Source organism: Paenibacillus sp. J22P90 (genome assembly GCF_059692195.1).
The window spans coordinates 1,055,169-1,074,768 of record NZ_JCAUAY010000002.1 but is presented as its reverse complement, the minus strand read 5'-3'; the positions used below and the strand labels follow the sequence as shown (position 1 = coordinate 1,074,768).

Sequence of the window (19,600 nt, the reverse complement as noted above, 5' to 3'; positions counted from 1 at the left end):
ATTTAGCATGATGATGAAAAAGAAATTAACCGTAACGACCATGGCCGCAAGCATTTTGTTTGCATCCATTGCTGGACTTCCACTAAGCGAAAAGGGCCTCGCTACTAAACTGGGAATTACAGCAGGAGTAGCTTCGGCTGCAAGTGCTACTGAACAATTAGAAGCTCTTAAAGTTGAGCTTGCAAGAGATGCGCAAGGGCAAGCAGCAGTTCAGGCAACAAGAGATGCAGTAGCTGAGGCTGTAGCTAATCAAGAAATTTCCAAAGATGATATGAAGGAATTACTTGGAAACGTCTGGACTAAAATAAAAGATACTGGTGTTCATTTAAATGTAGATGTTAATTCGATTTTTGGGCTTATTAATGCCTTGAATTTATTCTATGATCAGTCTGCAGAATCCATCGATGCATTGCTTAATGATACGAATATTAAACCAGTAATTGATGCTCTTTTTATTCAAGCTGGCGGAAGAACCGTAACTAAGGCTGATGTCATTGCTTTCCAAGACGCTGCATTTCAAGCACTAGCTTCTGAAGAAAATCAGAGCGATCTACTTGAAAGTGTTGGGCAAGCCTTTTTGTTTGGAGGCACTTCTCAAGATATCAAAGATACATTAAGTGATATTGTTGATAGAGACGTTTTGTCTAAAAGTTTATATATTAGTACATTCCTCAACTACTATGGAGTTACACTTGGAGATCTTAACGCAGTTCAGAACAGAGTTGCGGATAGAATTGGCCCAGAAGCCATTACAGCAAGAATAGCCATCGAATCTGCTGGTATCAGATATCTATTGGCAGATAAATTCGATTTTGAAGATTTGGATGCGAGTACAGCAGTTGTTGAGCCAGATCTTAAAGTTTTTGACTTGGTATCATTAAATCCTTATCTCATTTGGAGTAAACAAAGCGGAACTGGTGTGGATTTTACATCCGGTAAACTTGTGCTTAACGGAGCTCAAACAGGTAAAGGTGTACTCCAAGCACATGATACTAAATTTCATCTGCTTTTGTATATTTCATCTGAGTTACAATTGACGAGCACGGGCGGCGGAAACACCGGAGGCGGTAACACGGGACTTCCTCCAGTTATTCCTACTGGCCCACAGGTAGATTTTGGAGATATTGCAAAACAACTTGAAGGCGCAACTGAAGCCAAGAAACAAGAAATCTTCGAAAAAGCTCAGGAAGCCGTACAGAATGCCATTCAAGAACTAGCGACATTAGATCTAAGTGCGCTCATTAAAGTTGAAGGCGATACAGCGAAACCAACACTTAACGTAACTGAGCTTACGAATAAGATCAAAGAGATCGCTGCGAAAGTCAAAGAACTGAATGATCAATTGAAAAAGTTGAACCCTAATGCTAAAGAAGAAAAAATGGAACTGAATCTTGACTTCGGAACCATTTCTGCTAAAACAACGGAAATTCCATTAGGCAAAGCGTTCCTGGATGCAGCTAATGCAAGTGGTGTTGATAAACTGAACATTTCCATGAATGGTCTAACACTAGGTGTAAGCCCATCTGAGTTCAGCGCAGATACAACACTTAAGGTAACGAACCAAGATTCGAAAGTAGCAACAAGTGCAACACAACTGCCAGTAGCCTCAGGGGTATACGAGTTTGAATTTACATCAGGTGGAAGCCAAGTCAGCAGTTTCAATACACCAGTTGAAGTGAAGATTCCAGTTCCGAATGGCAGCAAGTATGATACCGAGTTGTTATCTCTTGCGAAAATCGTTGATGGAAAATTGGAATTTTACGGTGGCAGCTATGAGGATGGGGTTCTAAATGCACTGCGTACAGGATTCTCTACTTATACAGTAGTAGAAAATAAAGTTGAATTTGGCGATACAGCTTCCGTAAAAGCATGGGCTGGCAGACAAATTCAAGTTGCAGCTGCAAAGGGAATTGTAGAAGGGCGCGCTGCGCAAGCTTTCGAACCGAATGGTCTTGTAACACGTGCTGAATTTGCGAAAATGATCGTGAAAACTTTCTCCTTGGAAAGTGCATCTGCAACTGAGAACTTTACGGATGTGAATGATTCCGACTGGTTCAAAGTCTATGTGGCTTCAGCTGTTAAGAATGGCATCGTGAATGGGAAAGAAGCTGGTAAGTTCGATCCGAATGGTAACATTACGCGTGCTGAAATGGCTGTGATGTCATCCAGAGCGTTAGCACTTAAGGGCATTTCCTTAAGCCCTGCGAAGGTTGATGATGCACTTAAAGGCTTCACTGACGTTAACGCAATCAATGCATCATTGAAAGATGGCGTTGCACTTGCAGCAAGTGAAGGCATTGTAATTGGCGAAGAAGGCAATGTATTTAATCCAAATGCCAACTCGACACGTGCTCAAGCAGCGGTTGTTATCTATCGTTTATTGAATAAATAGTAAACCGTATATTTGGAGGAATCCTCATTTTTCTATTAGATAGAGGGGGATTCCTTATCTTTTGACATCTTGTAGACGGAGGGAATGGCATGGAACTGGATTTAAAGGATTACTTGAAAATTATAAGGAAAAGGGTGTGGATGATAATCACAATTGTTGTACTGGCGACAGTCACAACAGGTATTATCAGTTATTTCTTTATGCAGCCGATCTACCAAGCTTCAACGAAGTTGATTGTTAATAAATCGAATGATCAAGTAGGTTTATCGCAAGTTGATATTAATACAGTCAACTTAAATATCAGACTCATTGACACCTATAAAGAAATTATTAGAACGCCAAGAATTATGGATAAGGTCGTTGCGGATTACCCACATTTGAATATTAGTGCCGAGCAGCTAGTGAATACTGTCAAAGTTAGTTCGGTTAACAATACACAAGTTATGACCCTTATTGTCCAAGATCCTTCTTATACGCGAGCTGCGAGTATTGCTAATGCCGTGTCGATCGTTTTTCAGGATGAAATTCCTAAGATTATGAAAGTAGACAATATTTCCTTGCTGAATGAAGCCAAAGATATCGCAAATCCAGTGCCAGTAAAGCCGAACAAAAAGTTAAATGTGGCGATCAGCTTCGTTGTATCGCTCATGATTGCATTAAGTATTGCCTTCTTGTTGGAATATTTAAATGATCAACTTACAACAGAGGAAGAAGTCGAACAATATCTAGGACTGCCTACCTTAGCCATGATCACAAAGATGAAACCAGAAGATTTTCAGAATACGCATAGCAGACAAACCAATGAAGAGAGAGTGGGGGGACGATCAGATGTCAAGCTCAATAATCAATAAAAGGCCCATCATTACGCATCTGAATCCCAAGTCTCCAATTTCTGAAGCCTATAGAGCACTAAGAACGAACATCCAGTTCTCTTCGATCGATGACGAATTGCGAGTGATTATGGTCACTTCCGCAGGACCTGGGGAAGGGAAATCCACAACGCTAATTAATTTAGCCGTAGCTTATGCTCAGTCAGATAAGAAAGTATTAGTTATCGATGGGGATCTGCGTAAGCCAACTATGCACCATTCATTACGAGTATCTAATCGATGGGGACTTACGAATTTATTAACCAATCAGTTGACAGTTCCTGAGGTACTTCAAGACACCTTTATACCTAATTTGCAGGTTATTACTTCTGGACCTATCCCACCAAATCCATCTGAAATTCTTGCTTCCAAAAAGATGCTAACGACCATAGAAGAATTAAAGAAACATTTTGATATTATTCTGATTGATGCTCCACCTGCGATAGCTGTAACCGATTCGCAAATCATCGCTTCTCGCACAGATGGCGTTATCTTGGTCGTCAATTCTGAAAAGACGAAGAGAGAAGCCGTACTCAAAGCGAAGCAAAACCTTGAGAACGTAAGAGCTAGAATACTCGGAGTTATTCTTAACAATGTGGATCGTAAGAGTAAAGATGCCTACTACTACTATTACTACGGTGAAAGTCAATAATGCGCATTAAGGTAATGTCTACTGTTCCTTTATCAATGTAGATACTCGGTCATGCTGTGGGCGCAAGACGCCTTAGATGTATATCATCAATGGTGTGATGTGAGGTGGGGTTAAATGCCCCATATTTTTATTAAAAAATCGAGTCATGCAGTTTTTTGTGAAAAACGATATGCCTGGTTTTTTTAAAAGAAGCTTTAAAAAATGAAAGGTTGTTGTATTTAACTTACAGGGGAGACATAGATTAAACAATGGAGAAGAAAATCAGAAAAGCAATTATTCCAGCTGCTGGCCTAGGCACTCGATTTCTGCCTGCAACAAAAGCAATGCCCAAAGAAATGCTTCCAATCGTGGATAAACCAACTATTCAGTACATTGTGGAAGAAGCCATTGAATCCGGTATTGAGGACATCATTATCGTGACTGGAAAAGGGAAAAGAGCTATTGAGGACCATTTTGATAGTGCTTTTGAACTGGAGCAAAATTTGATGGAGAAAGGTAAACACGAGCTTCTGCAAGAGATTCTTAAACCAGCAAAAGTGGATATCCATTTTATAAGGCAAAAAGAGGCTAAAGGGTTGGGACATGCGGTATGGTGCGCTCGACGCTTTATTGGTAATGAACCTTTTGCGGTTTTACTTGGTGATGATATCGTTAGCGCTGAAACACCATGTTTGAAGCAATTGATGAATCAGTTCGATATGACCCAATCATCGGTCATTGGTGTGCAACCAGTAAGCGACGAAGACACGAAACGATATGGAATTGTTGATCCAATTAGTAAGAGTGGGGATTTGTATAAGGTCCGAAGCTTTGTGGAAAAGCCGGCGCCTGGCAAGGCTCCATCCAATTTAGCTATTATGGGACGATATATTCTAACACCTGAGATATTTGATTTTCTTGAACTTCAGGAAACAGGTGCAGGTGGAGAAATTCAATTAACAGATGCGATTTCACGATTAAATGAACTTCAAGACGTCTATGCTTTTCAATTTGAGGGGAAACGTTATGATGTAGGCGAAAAGCTTGGCTTTATTCTAACTTCGGTTGATTTTGCATTTAAGAACGACGAGCTTCGAATTCCGTTGCTTCATGCTTTACAAGATGTTCTAGAGAGAGAAAAACGTTTGCAATTTTCATAAGGCTAGGAGGCAAGCAGATGCCGAATATCACCACTGAGACCCCGGTATTAGAGTCAGATAAATACTATTCCACTAGGAAAGTAAAGGCAGTTTACGAGGCCAAAGTATCGTATTTAGTGATCAAAAGAGTAGTGGATTTCTTGGGAGCACTAGTTGGCATAGTCCTCTGCTTACCTGTATTTCTTATCTTAGCTGTTGCGATAAAGCTTGAGGATCCAAAGGGAACAATTCTCTTTTATCAACTACGAGTTGGTAAAGATGAGAAACAGTTTAAAATGTACAAATTCAGATCAATGGTTTCAAATGCAGAAGAACTGTTAGATAGTCTATTGGACCAGAATGAGATTAAAGGTCACATGTTTAAGCTGAAAGAAGATCCTCGTGTTACAAGAATAGGTAAAATTATTCGTAAAACAAGTATAGATGAGCTCCCTCAGCTATGGAATGTGTTGAAAGGTGAAATGAGTTTAGTAGGTCCAAGACCCCCACTAGTAAGAGAAGTGGAGCAATATAGTGATTATCATAAACAACGTCTATACGTAGTTCCTGGGTGCACGGGTTTGTGGCAAATAAGTGGTAGGAACAATGTAAGCTTTGAAAGAATGGTAGAATTAGATTTAAAATACATCGAAAAACGAAGTATTAGGATGGATTTAATCATTATTTTGAAAACGTGTAAGGTGCTTTTGGGATCAAAAGACGCTTATTAAAAACATATACATAATAGAGGTGTTCCATGGAATTAGGAGCTAAAATTTATATTGCGGGACATAGAGGGTTAGTTGGATCTGCAATTTTAAGAGAATTACAAGCGAAAGGCTATAAAAATTTAGTTTATCGTACGAGTGCAGAATTAGATCTAAGGAAATTCGATGATGTTCTAACCTTTTTTACTGTAGAAAAGATTGACTATGTATTCATGGCTGCTGCCAAAGTAGGTGGCATTGTGGCTAATAATGAGTATCCAGCTGATTTTATCCGAGATAATTTAATTATACAAACCAATATTATTGATGCAGCCTATAAGACAGGCGTTATTAAGTTGTTATTCCTTGGTTCCACTTGTATCTATCCGAAGCTTGCACCACAACCACTGAAAGAAGAATATTTACTAACTGGTGAGCTAGAAGCTACGAACGAACCTTATGCCATAGCGAAAATTGCAGGCATTAAGATGTGTCAATCTTATAATCGGCAATATGGTACACGTTATATTTCAGTGATGCCTACCAACTTGTATGGGCCTAATGATAACTTTGATTTGGAGACATCACATGTTCTCCCCGCATTGATGCGTAAAATTTATGAAGCTAAAATGAGTCAGGCACCCCACGTAGAAATTTGGGGTACGGGTACGCCGAAACGGGAATTTCTCCATGCGGATGATTTGGCCAATGCTTGCTTATTCTTAATGAATAATTACGAGAGCAATGACATTATTAATGTTGGTGTTGGTGAAGATATTCCAATTAAAGAGCTGGCTGAAATCATTAAGAAAGTGATTGGTTATGATGGGGAGCTAGTATTTAACACATCCAGACCGGATGGTACGCCTAGAAAGCTTGTTGATGTTACGAAAATTGCAAACTTAGGTTGGAAAGCAAAGATCGAACTGGAAGAAGGAATCCGTTCGGCTTACCAATGGTTTATTGACAATCACATTCTAGTTAAGAAATAGATGAAAGTATATGTGGAGGAATTGATAATGAAAACAGCATTAATTACAGGTGTAACTGGACAAGATGGTTCCTATCTAGCAGAGTTTCTATTAGAAAAAGGATACCAGGTACATGGGGTTATTCGTCGCAGTTCTTCCTATAATCAAGAACGTTTAGAGGATATTCTTAATGAAGATGAAGCAGATGCACTGTTAAGCAATAGTAATTTTCATTTACACTATGGTGACGTTACAGACACCTCTAATATAATTCGATTAATTAGTGAAGTTCGACCGGATGAAATCTATAATCTAGCAGCACAATCCCATGTGAGAGTTTCTTTTGATATGCCAGGATATACATTGGATGTAGATGGCAAAGGAACACTTAACATCTTGGAAGCAGTTCGAATCTTGGGATTAACAGAAAAAACGAAGGTTTATCAGGCATCTACATCTGAATTATATGGAAAAGTTCAAGAAGTGCCACAGAAAGAAACCACCCCTTTCTATCCGCGTTCTCCATACGGTGTTGCAAAAATATATGGTTTTTGGATTACTAAAAACTACCGTGAATCATACAATATGTTCGCTGTAAATGGTATTTTATTTAATCATGAGTCAGAACGACGTGGCGAAACATTCGTAACTCGTAAAATTTCACTCGCGGCTGCAAGAATAGCACGCGGGAAACAAAAGAAATTATCATTAGGCAACCTGGATTCTTTACGTGATTGGGGATATGCCAAAGACTATGTGGAATGTATGTGGCTCATTCTGCAACATGATATGCCAGAAGACTTCGTTATCGCGACTGGAGAAATGCATACAGTAAGAGAATTTGTAGAGTTAGCATTTAAGAATGTAGGCATAGAAATCGAGTGGAATGCTCAGGGTGTTGAAGAGAAAGGTATCAACAAAGCAACTGGTGCAGTTATTGTGGATATCGATCCGAAATTCTTCCGTCCTACTGAAGTAGATCAGTTACTAGGAGATCCTACGAAAGCTAGAACATTGTTAGGTTGGAATCCTACACGAACCTCATTCCAAGAGTTGGTTCAAATCATGGTTGAAGCAGATGTGAAGAAGGTTGAGAAGGAAGATCGAGTTAAGATTATGTTTGATTGAAATAAATTATAGGTTAAATAGTGTATAGGGTACAAGTGAAAGAAGAGCAGCATCAGATGCTCTTCTTTTTGATTAATTATAAGCAGAAATGCTGCTGGAAATAAATGAGCAGGGGAGAAGTCAGCATGTCAATAGTACTAAAACAAGCTCTAAATTATGCTGTTGATAAGTCGAAGATACCTACATGCAACATTCTAGGTGTAAACATAGCAGCTATTAATATGGAGTGGCTAGTTGACTATTTAAATAGAAATATTAAGAGTTTAGCAGGGGAGTACATTTGTGTCTCTAATGTCCATACCGTAGTAACTAGTTATGAAGAGCGGGATTATCGTGCTGTTCAAAACGGTGGGATTATGGCAATTCCAGATGGTGGTCCATTATCTACAATTGGCAGAAAACGTGGTTACGAAAACATGGCAAGAACAACTGGCCCAGATTTAATGGGGGAAATTTTCAAGCTTTCTGTTGAAAAAGGTTACCGTCACTATTTTTACGGTTCTACAGAAGAAACGTTAGAAAAATTTTTTCGAAAATTAAAAGAAAACTATCCTAGTTTAAATATTACGGGGATGTACAGCCCTCCGTATCGTCCATTATCGGATGAAGAGGATGAGGCTATTGTAAAGAAAATCAATACTTCAAATCCAGATTTTATATGGGTAGGATTGGGAGCGCCGAAACAGGAGTTATGGATGGCAGCACATCAAAAAAAAGTGAATGGTCTTATGATAGGTGTGGGGGCGGGATTTGATTACCACGCTGATAATATTGCAAGAGCCCCTAAATGGATGCAGAGAAACAATCTTGAATGGTTTTATCGTCTGATACAGGACCCTAAGAGATTATTTAAGAGATATTTCTATACGAATATAAAGTTCATTTGGCTTGTAACGAGAGGTAAATAGAAGGGGGAGGGAATTTGTACAATATTACAAAACCTAAAATTCTAATTGTACATAATTACTACCAGATTCCTGGTGGAGAAGATACAGTTGTGGCAAATGAAAAGAGGTTGTTGGAAAATCACGGACATGAAGTTATTTTGTATAGCCGCAATAATTCAGAACTTAAAAACTTTAATAAATTTCAAAAGCTATGTTTGCCGTTCACAACGATTTTTTCATTGAAAACCTTTAAAGAAGTTAAACGAATTATAAAAGAGGAGAAAATAGATATTCTCCATGTCCATAACACATTAAATTTAGTAAGCCCTTCAGTTTATTATGCAGCACTTGCTCGAAAGGTTCCTGTAGTTCAAACAATCCATAATTTTCGTTTACTTTGTTCTGCAGCCACATTTTACCGGGAAGATAAAAGAGGCAATAGTCATATATGTGAGTTGTGTATAAGCAAAGGACTAAAGTCCGCAATAAAGTATAAATGCTATCGAGGAAGTTATCTTGAAACATTAGGGATTGTAGCTACATTGAAGATCCATAGATTTTTTAGAATCTATAAGTTTCTCAATTATATTTGTCTTACTGAATTTAATAGACATAAGTTGCTGCAGTTAAATAGGGGTAAAAAGCAGATGGTTAACCCTAATAAGGTGTTTATAAAACCCAATTTTGTGGATACTGAATCTGAATGTATTCCATATGAACAGCGAAAGAATCAGTTTGTTTTTGCTGGACGCTTAGATAAATTAAAGGGTATTCGTTTGTTATTAGAAGCTTGGATAGAAATTAAAGATTCACAATTAATTATTTGTGGAACAGGTCCCGAAGAAGCCTGGTGTAAAAAGTATATAGAAAAAAATGCTCTATATAATGTAAAGATGCTTGGATTTGTGCCAAATGAAGAAGTTAAGAAAATTATTGGTGAATCAAGAGCTCTCATTCTTCCAACCCAGTGGTACGAGGGCTTTCCAGTGACGATTGTCGAGAGTTTATCGAGTGGTACACCTGTAATTGGTAGTAATATTGGAAATGTAGGAAGCATTATTCAGAACGGAATTACCGGGATAAAATTCAAATTCGATTCAGTAGAGAGCCTAAGAAGCTCTGTTGAGGAGTTAACCAATTTGGTTGATTCATCTATGAGGGAATATAAATTATATTTTAATGCAGAAAGCAATTATCAAGTTTTAGATCAGATTTATAATGAAGTTTTAAATAGATAATTAAGGAAGAGCATGTAAAATGAACAATTCCACTATTATAGATAAAGCAATAAAGTTTAACAATGTAAGTAGAGGTAAGGCCACACATTTCGCTTTGAGCAACAAAGGCAAAATACGTTATTTTATTTATCTTAACGGCGGTAAAAAACGACTAGCTTCTAATTTATCATCTTATTCAAAAAAGCTGGAATGGTTGATGAGATTATTAGTTTTTCTTCCATTTAGTGTATTGAAAATGGCTAACTTAGGGGATTTTGTAAACGTATCTTTTGATAAAGAGATTAGTGATTATACTAAAAAAATAGTTGCAAAAAGATTCCTAGAGTATGCATGGAATATCATTGTAGGAACGTATGATGATAAGCAGAAGTTGGTTATCCAATGCTTTGATGCTACAAATTGCAACCTACCGGCGATCTATTTTAAGATCGGTGATCAAGCTTCTACGAAAGAAATGTTAGCAGAGATTGATTTTCTACAAAAGGGAAAGGCATACCGAACATTTAATGTTCCGTTTTTTGTTGGTGCACAAAAAATGGAAGATGGTTATAAGTTTAATATTCAAATATCAGAAGAATTCACCGGTGAAAAGGTCACACCAGTACTTACCGATGAGATAATCAAAATATTTAAGGATATAGCCAATAGTAGACCTATAGAAATGAATAAAGGTAACCCATATGTATTTTCACATGGGGATTTTGCGCCATGGAACATAAAAAGAAATAATGATATTTTCACCGTATTTGATTGGGAACATTGTGGTTATAGATTTTATGGGTTTGACTTAATCCATTATGTATTTCAAATTGAGCACTTGCTGAAAGGAAAGAGTGAAAAGGAAGCATTTGAAATAGCATTAAAACAAGCAAAAAAAAATGATAGCAAAATAAACAATATTCACTTAGAAGAGTTGTATTTTAATGAATATAGAAAAATTCATAGAGACATTAGTGGGGAAAAAAATGAATAGTCGGGAAATATTCAACTACATAATGAGTAGCTTTAAAGAAAAACAAGTGAATTATGTGATTTTGCACTCATATCAGAAACTACCGGAACAATTTGATTCTGATATTGATATCGCTATTCAAGTGTCTCATATTAAAAAGGCAATTAAAATCTTGGACGATACATTGCAGGGAACAGGTTGGAGAATAATCCAATTTTGGCGCCATGAGTATTATGCTGCAGATTGCGTTATCTCTAACAATCAAGAATTTTTACAAGTAGATTTTTGTACTCATTATGAAAGGAATGGTAGAATTCTCCTGTCTATTGACGAACTAGTAAATAATAAATTAGAGTATAAAAATTTCAACGTCCCCACTCAAAATGTTGAATTCACTTACATTCTCGTTAAAAAGATATTAAAGAAAACATTCTCTGATATAAGTAAGGAACATTTAACTAATTTGCTTTCAAGTATGGATGAAAGTGAGACTAGTAGTACAAAGAAATCATTGGGAAGGTTTTTGAGCGTTGATAATTTAGACAAGACCTTAACATGTATTAAAGAAAACAATTTTGATGAAATCATACTCGAAATATTAAACAGGGAATTGAGAAAAAGGACATCAAGTTTTAAAAAAAATATTTACTATATCTTTTTTGATATTTGTCGAAAAATCGAACGTATTTTTCATCCAACAGGTATGTTTATTGTTTTATTAGGGGTAGATGGTGCTGGTAAAAGCACTATTTCTAATGAATTGATGAAACGCTATAAGAATGCCTTCAGAAGAGTTAGGCATTATCATTCTCGTGTTCGGGTGCTTAAAGATATTTCACAGATAAAATCTACACCTGAGGGTATAGATACTAGCAATCCACATGATAAAAAGAAATTTGCAGGTAAATTTGTATCACTTCTTAAGTTTATATATTACTATTTAGACTTTTTGATTGGTAATGTGTCTATCACTAAATCCAGGATACAAAGTTCTCTTATCTTAATTGAAAGATACTATTTTGATTATTATATTGATTCTATTAGATATAATTTAAACCTTCCAACTGGTTTTTTGAGATTTTTTGGAAGGTTCGTTAAGAAACCAGATGCAATATTTATTTTAACTGGAGATGGTCAGACTTTGCTTGAAAGGAAATATGAAATTAAGATAGAGGATATAGAAGAACAAAAGAAAAAAATGAACCATAATTTTAAAGGAAAGAATAATGCTTATTTTATCGACACTACTCAATCAAGTATTGATCAATGTGTGGATGATATAATAACAACATGCAATAAGATTATACGAGGAAGACGCAAATGGTAACCGAAAATAAAAATCCAAATAATAATAGAAGATTAAATATACTAATTTCAGCTTATGCCTGTGAACCAAACAAGGGATCGGAACCTGGCGTCGGATGGAACTGGGCGATTCATTTGTCTAAAAAGTATAATGTATATGTAATTACTCGAACTAATAATAAGGATCTCATCGAAAAGTATATGGAAGCTAATTATAATGATTACTTACATTTTCTCTACTACGATTGCTCAAATGTATTTATAAAGTTGAAAAAGAAACTACCTGGTGGAATTTTTATATACTATCGTTTTTGGCAAAAACAGATACTGCCATTAGCCCAAAATATTGTTAAACAATACAATATCGATATTGTTCATCACATTACTTTTAATGAATACAGAACTCCAGGGAAATTGTATAAACTCGATAAACCTTTTATATGGGGGCCGATTGGTGGAGGTCAATTTTATAATCCCATCACCAAGAATGCTTATTACAGAAAAAGAGATATTTTAAAAGAAAGACTAAGGAATGTTGTGAATTGGCTTCATTTGAAGTGTTCGCTTGATATAAAGCGAGCTACTAAAAAATCTGTAGCCATACTTATTGCTGATCAATCGACAGAAAGAATTATGCCAAAGAACAGGAAGTACTTTAGGTTATTGGAAACGGCATATAATCCTGAACGAAATTCTATAAAGCAATATGATTACAAAGGTCATGATATTAAACTCCTGTGGGTTGGTGGTTTATTCCCAAGAAAAGGGCTAAAAGTTCTGATAGATGCATTAGGAGAGTCTAATTTTAAAAATTTCCATCTAACGATTGTAGGAGATGGGGGAGACAGAAAGCCAAGTGAGGATTTGGTTGGAAAATATGGACTTAGTGAAAGAGTGGTTTTCAAGGGGGCATTATCATATTTAGAAGTCAATGAACTTTATCATTCTGCTGATCTGTTTGTATTTACTAGTTTAAGAGATACTTCTGGAAATGTTGTATTAGAAGCAATGTCGCATGGATTACCGGTCATAGCATTTAATCATCACGGTGTAGGAGAGATAATAACTCCAACAACTGGGGAATTAATTAACATCATTGATTATCGACAGATGAAAAGAGATTTAATAGAAAAAATTAATAAGTACTACAATAATCCTACTCTTATAGAAGAAAAAGGGAAAGCTTCTAGACAACGTCTTGAAACATTATATACGTGGGAAGTAAATATGAAATTTGTTGATTACGTATATAATGATTCATTAGAAAAATATAAGTAGAAGGTTGTGATTGGAAAATATAAGATTGTTATTAATTAATTCATCAGTGTTTTAATCATAATTTGTTAGCTTTATGTTTCTAATGTTTTGAGGATACATTAATGAGCTGCACTTGGAAAAATATGTTTTTTAGATCGAAGTAATACCTCAACTTCATAAATGTAAAGGTTAATAATTATTTTGTGTATTACAGTAAAAGTAATTTTATTGTTACAAAGAATTTGTAATGTTGGCGAGAATTTGCTCAATTTTCAGCAAGAAATAATAAAAAGAATAAAAGGATTAGACATATGATGCCAAGGATTTCGATAATAACAATTTGTTACAATTCTTCAAAGACGATTGAAAAAACTTTTGAATCCCTACTTCGTCAACGTTATGAAAATATAGAATATGTTTTAGTAGATGGAGCATCAACAGATAATACCAATCAAATTATCGCTAAATATATTCCGATATTTAATGCTAAAGGTATAGCTGTGAACCACATATCTGAGCCGGATAAAGGGATTAGTGATGCCTTTAATAAGGGCATTAGTAGGGCAACCGGTGAGATTATTGGTATTATTAATTCAGATGATTTACTAGCAGAAAATGCATTAAATATTGTTGATGAGAGTTTTGATGTTGAAACGGATGTTATATATGGGGACTGCATCTGGAATGATGAAGTACATGGGCTAAGGTATGTACGTAAATCAAAGGAGAATCTTAACAAGCTTAAATATGAAATGGTAATAATGCATCCTACCTGTTTTGTCCGTAAAACGGCCTATGAAAGATTCGGAGTATTTGATTTGCAATTTAAATTAGTTATGGATAAAGAACTCATGGCGAGATTTTACCGTAAAGGAGCTAACTTTAAATATATTCCTGTAATTATTGCTGAAATGTCAGCAGGAGGATTAAGCGATACAAATAGAAAAATGGTCTATGAGGAAGGCATACTTGTTGCTGAGAGAAACGGTGTACCGCGTTGGAAAGCTGAACTAAGAAGTATATATAAATCAGTTGGCTGGAATGTAGTTAACCAACTTAAACAATACAGATTTATTTGGGAAAGGATAAGAAAATGATGGAATCTTTAAACAAAGGAGGAAAACAACGAGAATTAGATGAATATATCGCTGTGACATGGATGATAATCTCTTCAGGCTTTGTTGTTCTGAATTATATATATATGATTCCTTCTATGTTTATTTTGTTAGCTATAGCGCTTCATTTTATATGGAAGTACAGGAACATTAGCAAAATGAATATGAGAATGCTTGTTTTTCTACTTTACTTTATTTTAATTGATGAAACTGTAACTCTATTGATGAAGCCATATCCTCTGGATATTAACAATTTGATAATCTTAGCAATAAGACTTGTATCGCTGGCGTTAATAATAAGTAATATAACAAGTGATTCATTTAGAAAAAAATATGTAAATGTGATGTGCGCAATAGCAGCAATTAGTTTAATTTGTTTTACGTTAGTAACATATACTTCTGTAATTTTACCGTTTTCTGGTAATTATGGCGACCCGACTTATTATGGAACATTCTATTATCAATCAAAGCAAAATTCAATAAATATTACGAGAAATACTGGTCCGTACAGTGAAGCGGGAATGTTTGCTGTTGCTCTTATCATCGCCTTGGGATTTCAATTGTTTTCGGAAAAGAACATATTGAGGGGAAGAAATTTTGTTAAGGTTGCATTATTGGCGTTAGCATTACTTACTACTCAATCTGGTACAGGCTTAGTTTGCTTTGTGATTTTGTTAGCTGTTTACGCAATTAAAAATGGCTTTACTTATCAGGTGATAAAAAATCCGTTAATTCTACTGATTATAATATTCTTAGGTATAGGGTTATATAGTGTAGAAGCGAATTATGGAATTCTTAAGTATAAGGTGTTAGAGCAGGGGGGGTCTTATGGTGTACGTATGGATGACACATGGGAAGGCTACCGAATAGCAAAAGATAATTTATTATTTGGTACAGGTATTGTAAACAATTATAAAGATGCTTGGAATTCTATTCTTGAGGGATCAAGAAGTAATGGAATGGCTAATTTTGCGGCTAGTTGTGGTGTTCCATTGACAATTTTGTATTTATTTACATTGTATAAACAGTCCAAGGTGTTTACACATAAGGATTTACTATATACTGTGGCTTTTTTTTCCGTATTAGTAGTAGCATATAATACGCAACCAGTTGTGCTCCAAACTATAGGATTATCTTTTTTCTTTAATTGGAAGCGGGAAATGGTGAAAGAGGTATGCAAATGATAAAAATAATTTTTGGAGGTGGATTAGGTAATCAGTTATTCCAATATGCTTATGTATTAGCTCAGATCAAGAAATATAATTGTAGCGAAAATAGTATCTCAGCAATTATGCATAGGAATAAGAATGAAGATGTAAGGAATTTTGCATTACATTGTATGCAACTTTCATTAATAATTGAGACTGTTGATGAAGATGCTGCAGGAATGGGATATAAGCTTTTTGTTATTAAAAGAAAGATATTGAATAAAATATGTAGTACTTTCGGAATCACTGGAGAAAGACTGTTTTTATTAATGAACAGGTATGGAATTGTTTATACGCCGGAGATATACAAATATTATGAAAGCCTAAAACTAGTAAAAACGAATTGCTATGTAGAAGGTGCTTTTCAATCGTGGAAATATTTCGATTCTATCAGAGACAAAGTGTTGGATGAATTTTCTGTTCGCTATTCTCCCTCTAAACAGAATAAGAATTTCATAGACGAAATAGAGAGCTGCAATGCAGTTTGTGTTCATGTACGTAGGGGAGATTATGTAAATAGCTATTATGCAAAAACGTTAGCACTATGTGACTATCAATACTATAAAGAAGGAATGGATTATATTTCCTCAAAAGTTGAAAACCCAGTGTTCTTCATTTTCTCCAATAGTCATGAAGACCATGAATGGATCAAGAAAAATTATAGTTTTGATTATCAAGTGCAATACGTAGATTTGGATAATGCAGATTATGAGGAGCTTAGATTGATGTACTCGTGCAAGCATTTTATAATTTCAAATTCAACGTTTAGCTGGTGGGCGCAGTACTTATCTTCTTATGAAAAGAAACATGTGGTTGCCCCATCTAAATGGTATAACGGAAATGTTGATTCAGCAGATATTTATATGCCGAATTGGAAATTAATTAATGTGGGAGTAGATCGAGAATGAGATCGGGCCAAGAAGATTATGAGGAAATGTACCAAAAAGCCAGGGGCCATAATTAACTATGATGACCTTAAGTTGGAATCCTTGCGTGAATATGCGTCTTTTTAATCCTCTCTGGGGAAGTAATAATGGTTAAGTCCCATTTGGAAACTAAAAATTTGATTCTGTATTCCCTAGTTCGTATGCTTTTCATTGGCATAATATGTGGAAGGCGCAGAGTTGAAGATTCTTTTTTTGGATTATTTGAAAAACAAATCAATGATATTATTAATTCACAAAGAAGTACATTGAATAGCTTTTTCGATGTGTGTGGGGAGTGAAGAATGAGGGTCGTAATTAACTATGCAAATGCCGCTTTTCGTGGTGCTCAAAAGTATAATACGAATTCTGCATATGCTGTAGGCGGAATAGACAAGGTTATTGAGTATGGGCCTGAAGATATTGATGAGAAGTTTAAAGAAAATTATAATGATATATTGAAGTCAAAACGAGGCGGTGGGTATTGGCTGTGGAAGCCATATTTTATTAAAAAAACTCTAGATATGATTGACTACGGCGATTACTTATTTTATGTTGATTCAGGTTCCTATTTTATAAGCAGTGTAGATTCTATTATTAATTGTATGGAGTATGATGGAATTGACATAATGAGTTTCTCAATTCCTTTTAGAGAAATTCAATGGACGAAAAGAGAAATATTTGAATATTTTAAGTGTGAAGAAGATATTGAGATAAAAGAAAGTTGTCAGAGAATAGCAACTTTTATTTTCTTACGAAAGACAGATAAGAGTATTGCTTTTGTTCATGAATATTTGACAATTGCTACCTTTGGAACACTCATAACTGATGAATTAAAGGGCGATTTTTCTGAAGATGGCCGGTTTATCCAAAATCGCCATGATCAATCAATATTTAGTGTACTCGCAAAATTGCACAATATTCCTGAATATCGAGATCCTTCAGAATTCGGCAATAATCCAAAGTTGTTATTTGGCATGAACAAAAGAGCAGAATTTCAAATTCCATCGGTACAAAAGTCGCCATATCCACAAATATTAGTGTTGCATAGAAAGAAAAATGTTAATATTTATGTAAAAATTATGGCGCTAATTAGACGTATCTTCCCGTGGTGGGTTTATCGCCTTGTATTATTGCTACAAAAAGGAGTAAAGAATTTTATCCAAATAAAGAAAGAAATGTGAAGTGAAATGAAGACGTTTAAGAATTATCTTTATAATATGACCTATCAGTTATTGGTATTAATAGTACCATTGGTAACGACTCCATATATTTCAAGAGTGCTGCAAGTTGATGGTATGGGAAAATACTCAGTAACACAAGCAGTGATGCAATACTTTGTATTATTTGGGTTGCTTGGGATGGCAACCTACGGAAGCAGGCAAATTGCATACGTTAGAAATAATGAAGAAGAAAAGAGGCAAACATTCTGGGATTTAAATTATACCCTTCTAATTACAATGAGTGTAGCAACTATTGGTTACTTCATTTATGTTCATGAAACTGGAGTCGATAAAGCACTTTATTTAGTACAAGGATTTACAGTATTATCTTCACTTATTGATATTTCTTGGTATTTTGCGGGAATTGAGCGTTTTAGAACAATAGCTTTTCGAAATTTCTTTGTTAAAATAATCAGCGTTATTCTTATTTTTGTATTTGTTAATTCGAAGAATGATATGGTCTTGTATGCTCTTATTATTTCTGCATCAACGTTCATTGGACAGGTAACTTTATGGATTGGTATAAAGAAAACGGTGGGCTTTAAAAAACCTAATTGGAATAACATAAGAGTACATTTGTTAGGATCATTTAAATTATGGCTGCCAACAATAGCAGCTAGTGTCTATACTTCATTTGATAAAATCATGCTTAAGTACTTTACAGATAATATTCAGGTGGGGTTATATGTAAATTCCTTGAAAATAGTAATAATTGCTACAACTATTACAACGGCTCTTTCAGTTGTAACTATACCTAAAGCAGCTAATAGTTATTCAAATGGCAATAAAGAAGAACTACGAGCCACAGTGTATAAATCATTGTACGCAGTATCTTTCCTTGCCTTTCCAATGACATTTGGACTTATGGCTATCAGAGAGACTCTAGTACCATGGTTTTTGGGAAACGGATATGAAGCTGTAACTGAGATGTTGTTAATAAGTCCGTTACTAATATTGACTTTAAGCTGGTCATCTATCCTAGCTAATCAAGTTTTAGTCGCTAGTAAAAAGGAAAATTATTATACTTTTGCGGTTTTACTGGCCGCGGTTGCAAATTTTACATTAAATTTTTTCTTCATTCGCAAATATGGTGCAACGGGATCATTAATTTCATCCGTTTTTGCTGAATATTTGGGTATGTTTGTTATGCTCTATTTCTCTCGTGAAGTTGTTAATCCGATAGTATTTTTTTTGGGGATTTTGAAGTATTTTTTTTCAGGGGTAGTTATGTATCTTTGCGTGTATCCAATTGGGTTCATATATGGTCAGACAATTATATCTACCCTGATTCAAATTTCTGTGGGTGTTATTGTGTATTGCGTTATTATGTTGGGAATTAAAGATCAGATATTGCTATATGTACTTAACAGCCTTAAGTTAAAGAATAAATTAGTGCTTGAGCAACGCTGATAAAAAAAGGTTTGTTTAGAAAGTAATCCCTATTAAGAGAACATACTTAATAGGGATTACTTTCTATCGTTTGTCAAAGGGAAGGATTACTTAAAGAGAATTGTGTTATATATCTATTAATATAAAACATAATTTCTTTCAAATAGTCTTTGATAGAAAGTACATTTTATTAGTATAAATAAAATGACTTTTATCCTATAGCATCACCAAGAAAATGTACAAAATAAATATTAATAAGAAAGAAT

At 35.1% G+C, this 19,600-nt stretch carries 17 protein-coding genes; all 17 read left to right on the top strand.

The features are described 5' to 3' along the window. Positions 1–7 precede the first annotated feature (7 nt). The 17 genes from AC58UX_RS09430 (at position 8) to AC58UX_RS09350 (ending at position 19,355) form a co-directional block, all read left to right on the top strand. Positions 8–2,392 (top strand): S-layer homology domain-containing protein, encoded by a 2,385-nt coding sequence (locus tag AC58UX_RS09430; RefSeq protein WP_497251748.1) that lies wholly within the window; start codon positions 8–10, stop codon positions 2,390–2,392. Positions 2,393–2,481: 89 nt separating this feature from the next. After that, complete coding sequence (locus AC58UX_RS09425) at positions 2,482–3,243, top strand: YveK family protein (RefSeq protein ID WP_497251746.1); 762 nt, start codon at positions 2,482–2,484, stop codon at positions 3,241–3,243. Next, on the top strand, positions 3,221–3,913 hold the full coding sequence (locus tag AC58UX_RS09420) for a CpsD/CapB family tyrosine-protein kinase (protein ID WP_497251744.1): 693 nt from the start codon (positions 3,221–3,223) through the stop codon (positions 3,911–3,913). The genes AC58UX_RS09425 and AC58UX_RS09420 overlap by 23 nt, the downstream gene beginning before the upstream one ends. A gap of 248 nt (positions 3,914–4,161) precedes the next feature. Beyond that, on the top strand, positions 4,162–5,052 hold the full coding sequence (galU, locus tag AC58UX_RS09415; RefSeq protein ID WP_497251742.1) for a UTP--glucose-1-phosphate uridylyltransferase GalU: 891 nt from the start codon (positions 4,162–4,164) through the stop codon (positions 5,050–5,052). Between the two features lie 17 nt (positions 5,053–5,069). Then, on the top strand, positions 5,070–5,762 hold the full coding sequence (locus AC58UX_RS09410) for a sugar transferase (protein WP_497251740.1): 693 nt from the start codon (positions 5,070–5,072) through the stop codon (positions 5,760–5,762). A gap of 26 nt (positions 5,763–5,788) precedes the next feature. After that, positions 5,789–6,730: a GDP-L-fucose synthase gene (fcl, locus tag AC58UX_RS09405; RefSeq protein ID WP_497251738.1), complete on the top strand. Its 942-nt coding sequence runs from the start codon at positions 5,789–5,791 to the stop codon at positions 6,728–6,730. A 27-nt stretch (positions 6,731–6,757) separates the two neighbouring features. After that, a complete protein-coding gene (gene gmd, locus AC58UX_RS09400; protein ID WP_497251736.1) occupies positions 6,758–7,837 on the top strand; it encodes a GDP-mannose 4,6-dehydratase in 1,080 nt (359 codons plus the stop codon). A 125-nt stretch (positions 7,838–7,962) separates the two neighbouring features. Continuing rightward, entirely contained in the window at positions 7,963–8,745 is a 783-nt protein-coding gene (locus tag AC58UX_RS09395; protein ID WP_497251734.1) for a WecB/TagA/CpsF family glycosyltransferase, read from the top strand. 14 nt (positions 8,746–8,759) lie between these two features. Further along, positions 8,760–9,962 (top strand): glycosyltransferase family 4 protein, encoded by a 1,203-nt coding sequence (locus AC58UX_RS09390; protein WP_497251732.1) that lies wholly within the window; start codon positions 8,760–8,762, stop codon positions 9,960–9,962. Between the two features lie 19 nt (positions 9,963–9,981). Continuing rightward, the gene (locus AC58UX_RS09385; RefSeq protein ID WP_497251730.1) at positions 9,982–10,935 is read left to right on the top strand and encodes a phosphotransferase; all 954 of its coding nucleotides are present in this window, start codon (positions 9,982–9,984) and stop codon (positions 10,933–10,935) included. A gap of 22 nt (positions 10,936–10,957) precedes the next feature. After that, a complete protein-coding gene (locus AC58UX_RS09380) occupies positions 10,958–12,241 on the top strand; it encodes a nucleoside/nucleotide kinase family protein (RefSeq protein ID WP_497251728.1) in 1,284 nt (427 codons plus the stop codon). Next, positions 12,235–13,497 carry a glycosyltransferase family 4 protein gene (locus AC58UX_RS09375; protein WP_497251726.1) on the top strand — a complete coding sequence of 421 codons (1,263 nt, stop codon included), beginning with the start codon at positions 12,235–12,237 and terminating at the stop codon, positions 13,495–13,497. The genes AC58UX_RS09380 and AC58UX_RS09375 overlap by 7 nt, the downstream gene beginning before the upstream one ends. Positions 13,498–13,787: 290 nt before the next feature. After that, positions 13,788–14,573 (top strand): glycosyltransferase family 2 protein, encoded by a 786-nt coding sequence (locus AC58UX_RS09370; RefSeq protein ID WP_497251724.1) that lies wholly within the window; start codon positions 13,788–13,790, stop codon positions 14,571–14,573. Continuing rightward, entirely contained in the window at positions 14,573–15,775 is a 1,203-nt protein-coding gene (locus AC58UX_RS09365) for a hypothetical protein (RefSeq protein WP_497251722.1), read from the top strand. The genes AC58UX_RS09370 and AC58UX_RS09365 overlap by 1 nt, the downstream gene beginning before the upstream one ends. Continuing rightward, entirely contained in the window at positions 15,772–16,707 is a 936-nt protein-coding gene (locus AC58UX_RS09360; protein WP_497251720.1) for an alpha-1,2-fucosyltransferase, read from the top strand. Before AC58UX_RS09365 ends, AC58UX_RS09360 begins: the two co-directional genes overlap by 4 nt. Positions 16,708–17,027: 320 nt before the next feature. Next, positions 17,028–17,906, top strand: a complete 879-nt coding sequence (locus AC58UX_RS09355; protein ID WP_497251718.1) for a hypothetical protein — start codon at positions 17,028–17,030, stop codon at positions 17,904–17,906. 6 nt (positions 17,907–17,912) lie between these two features. Further along, entirely contained in the window at positions 17,913–19,355 is a 1,443-nt protein-coding gene (locus AC58UX_RS09350; protein WP_497251716.1) for a flippase, read from the top strand. The last annotated feature ends 245 nt before the right edge of the window (positions 19,356–19,600 follow it).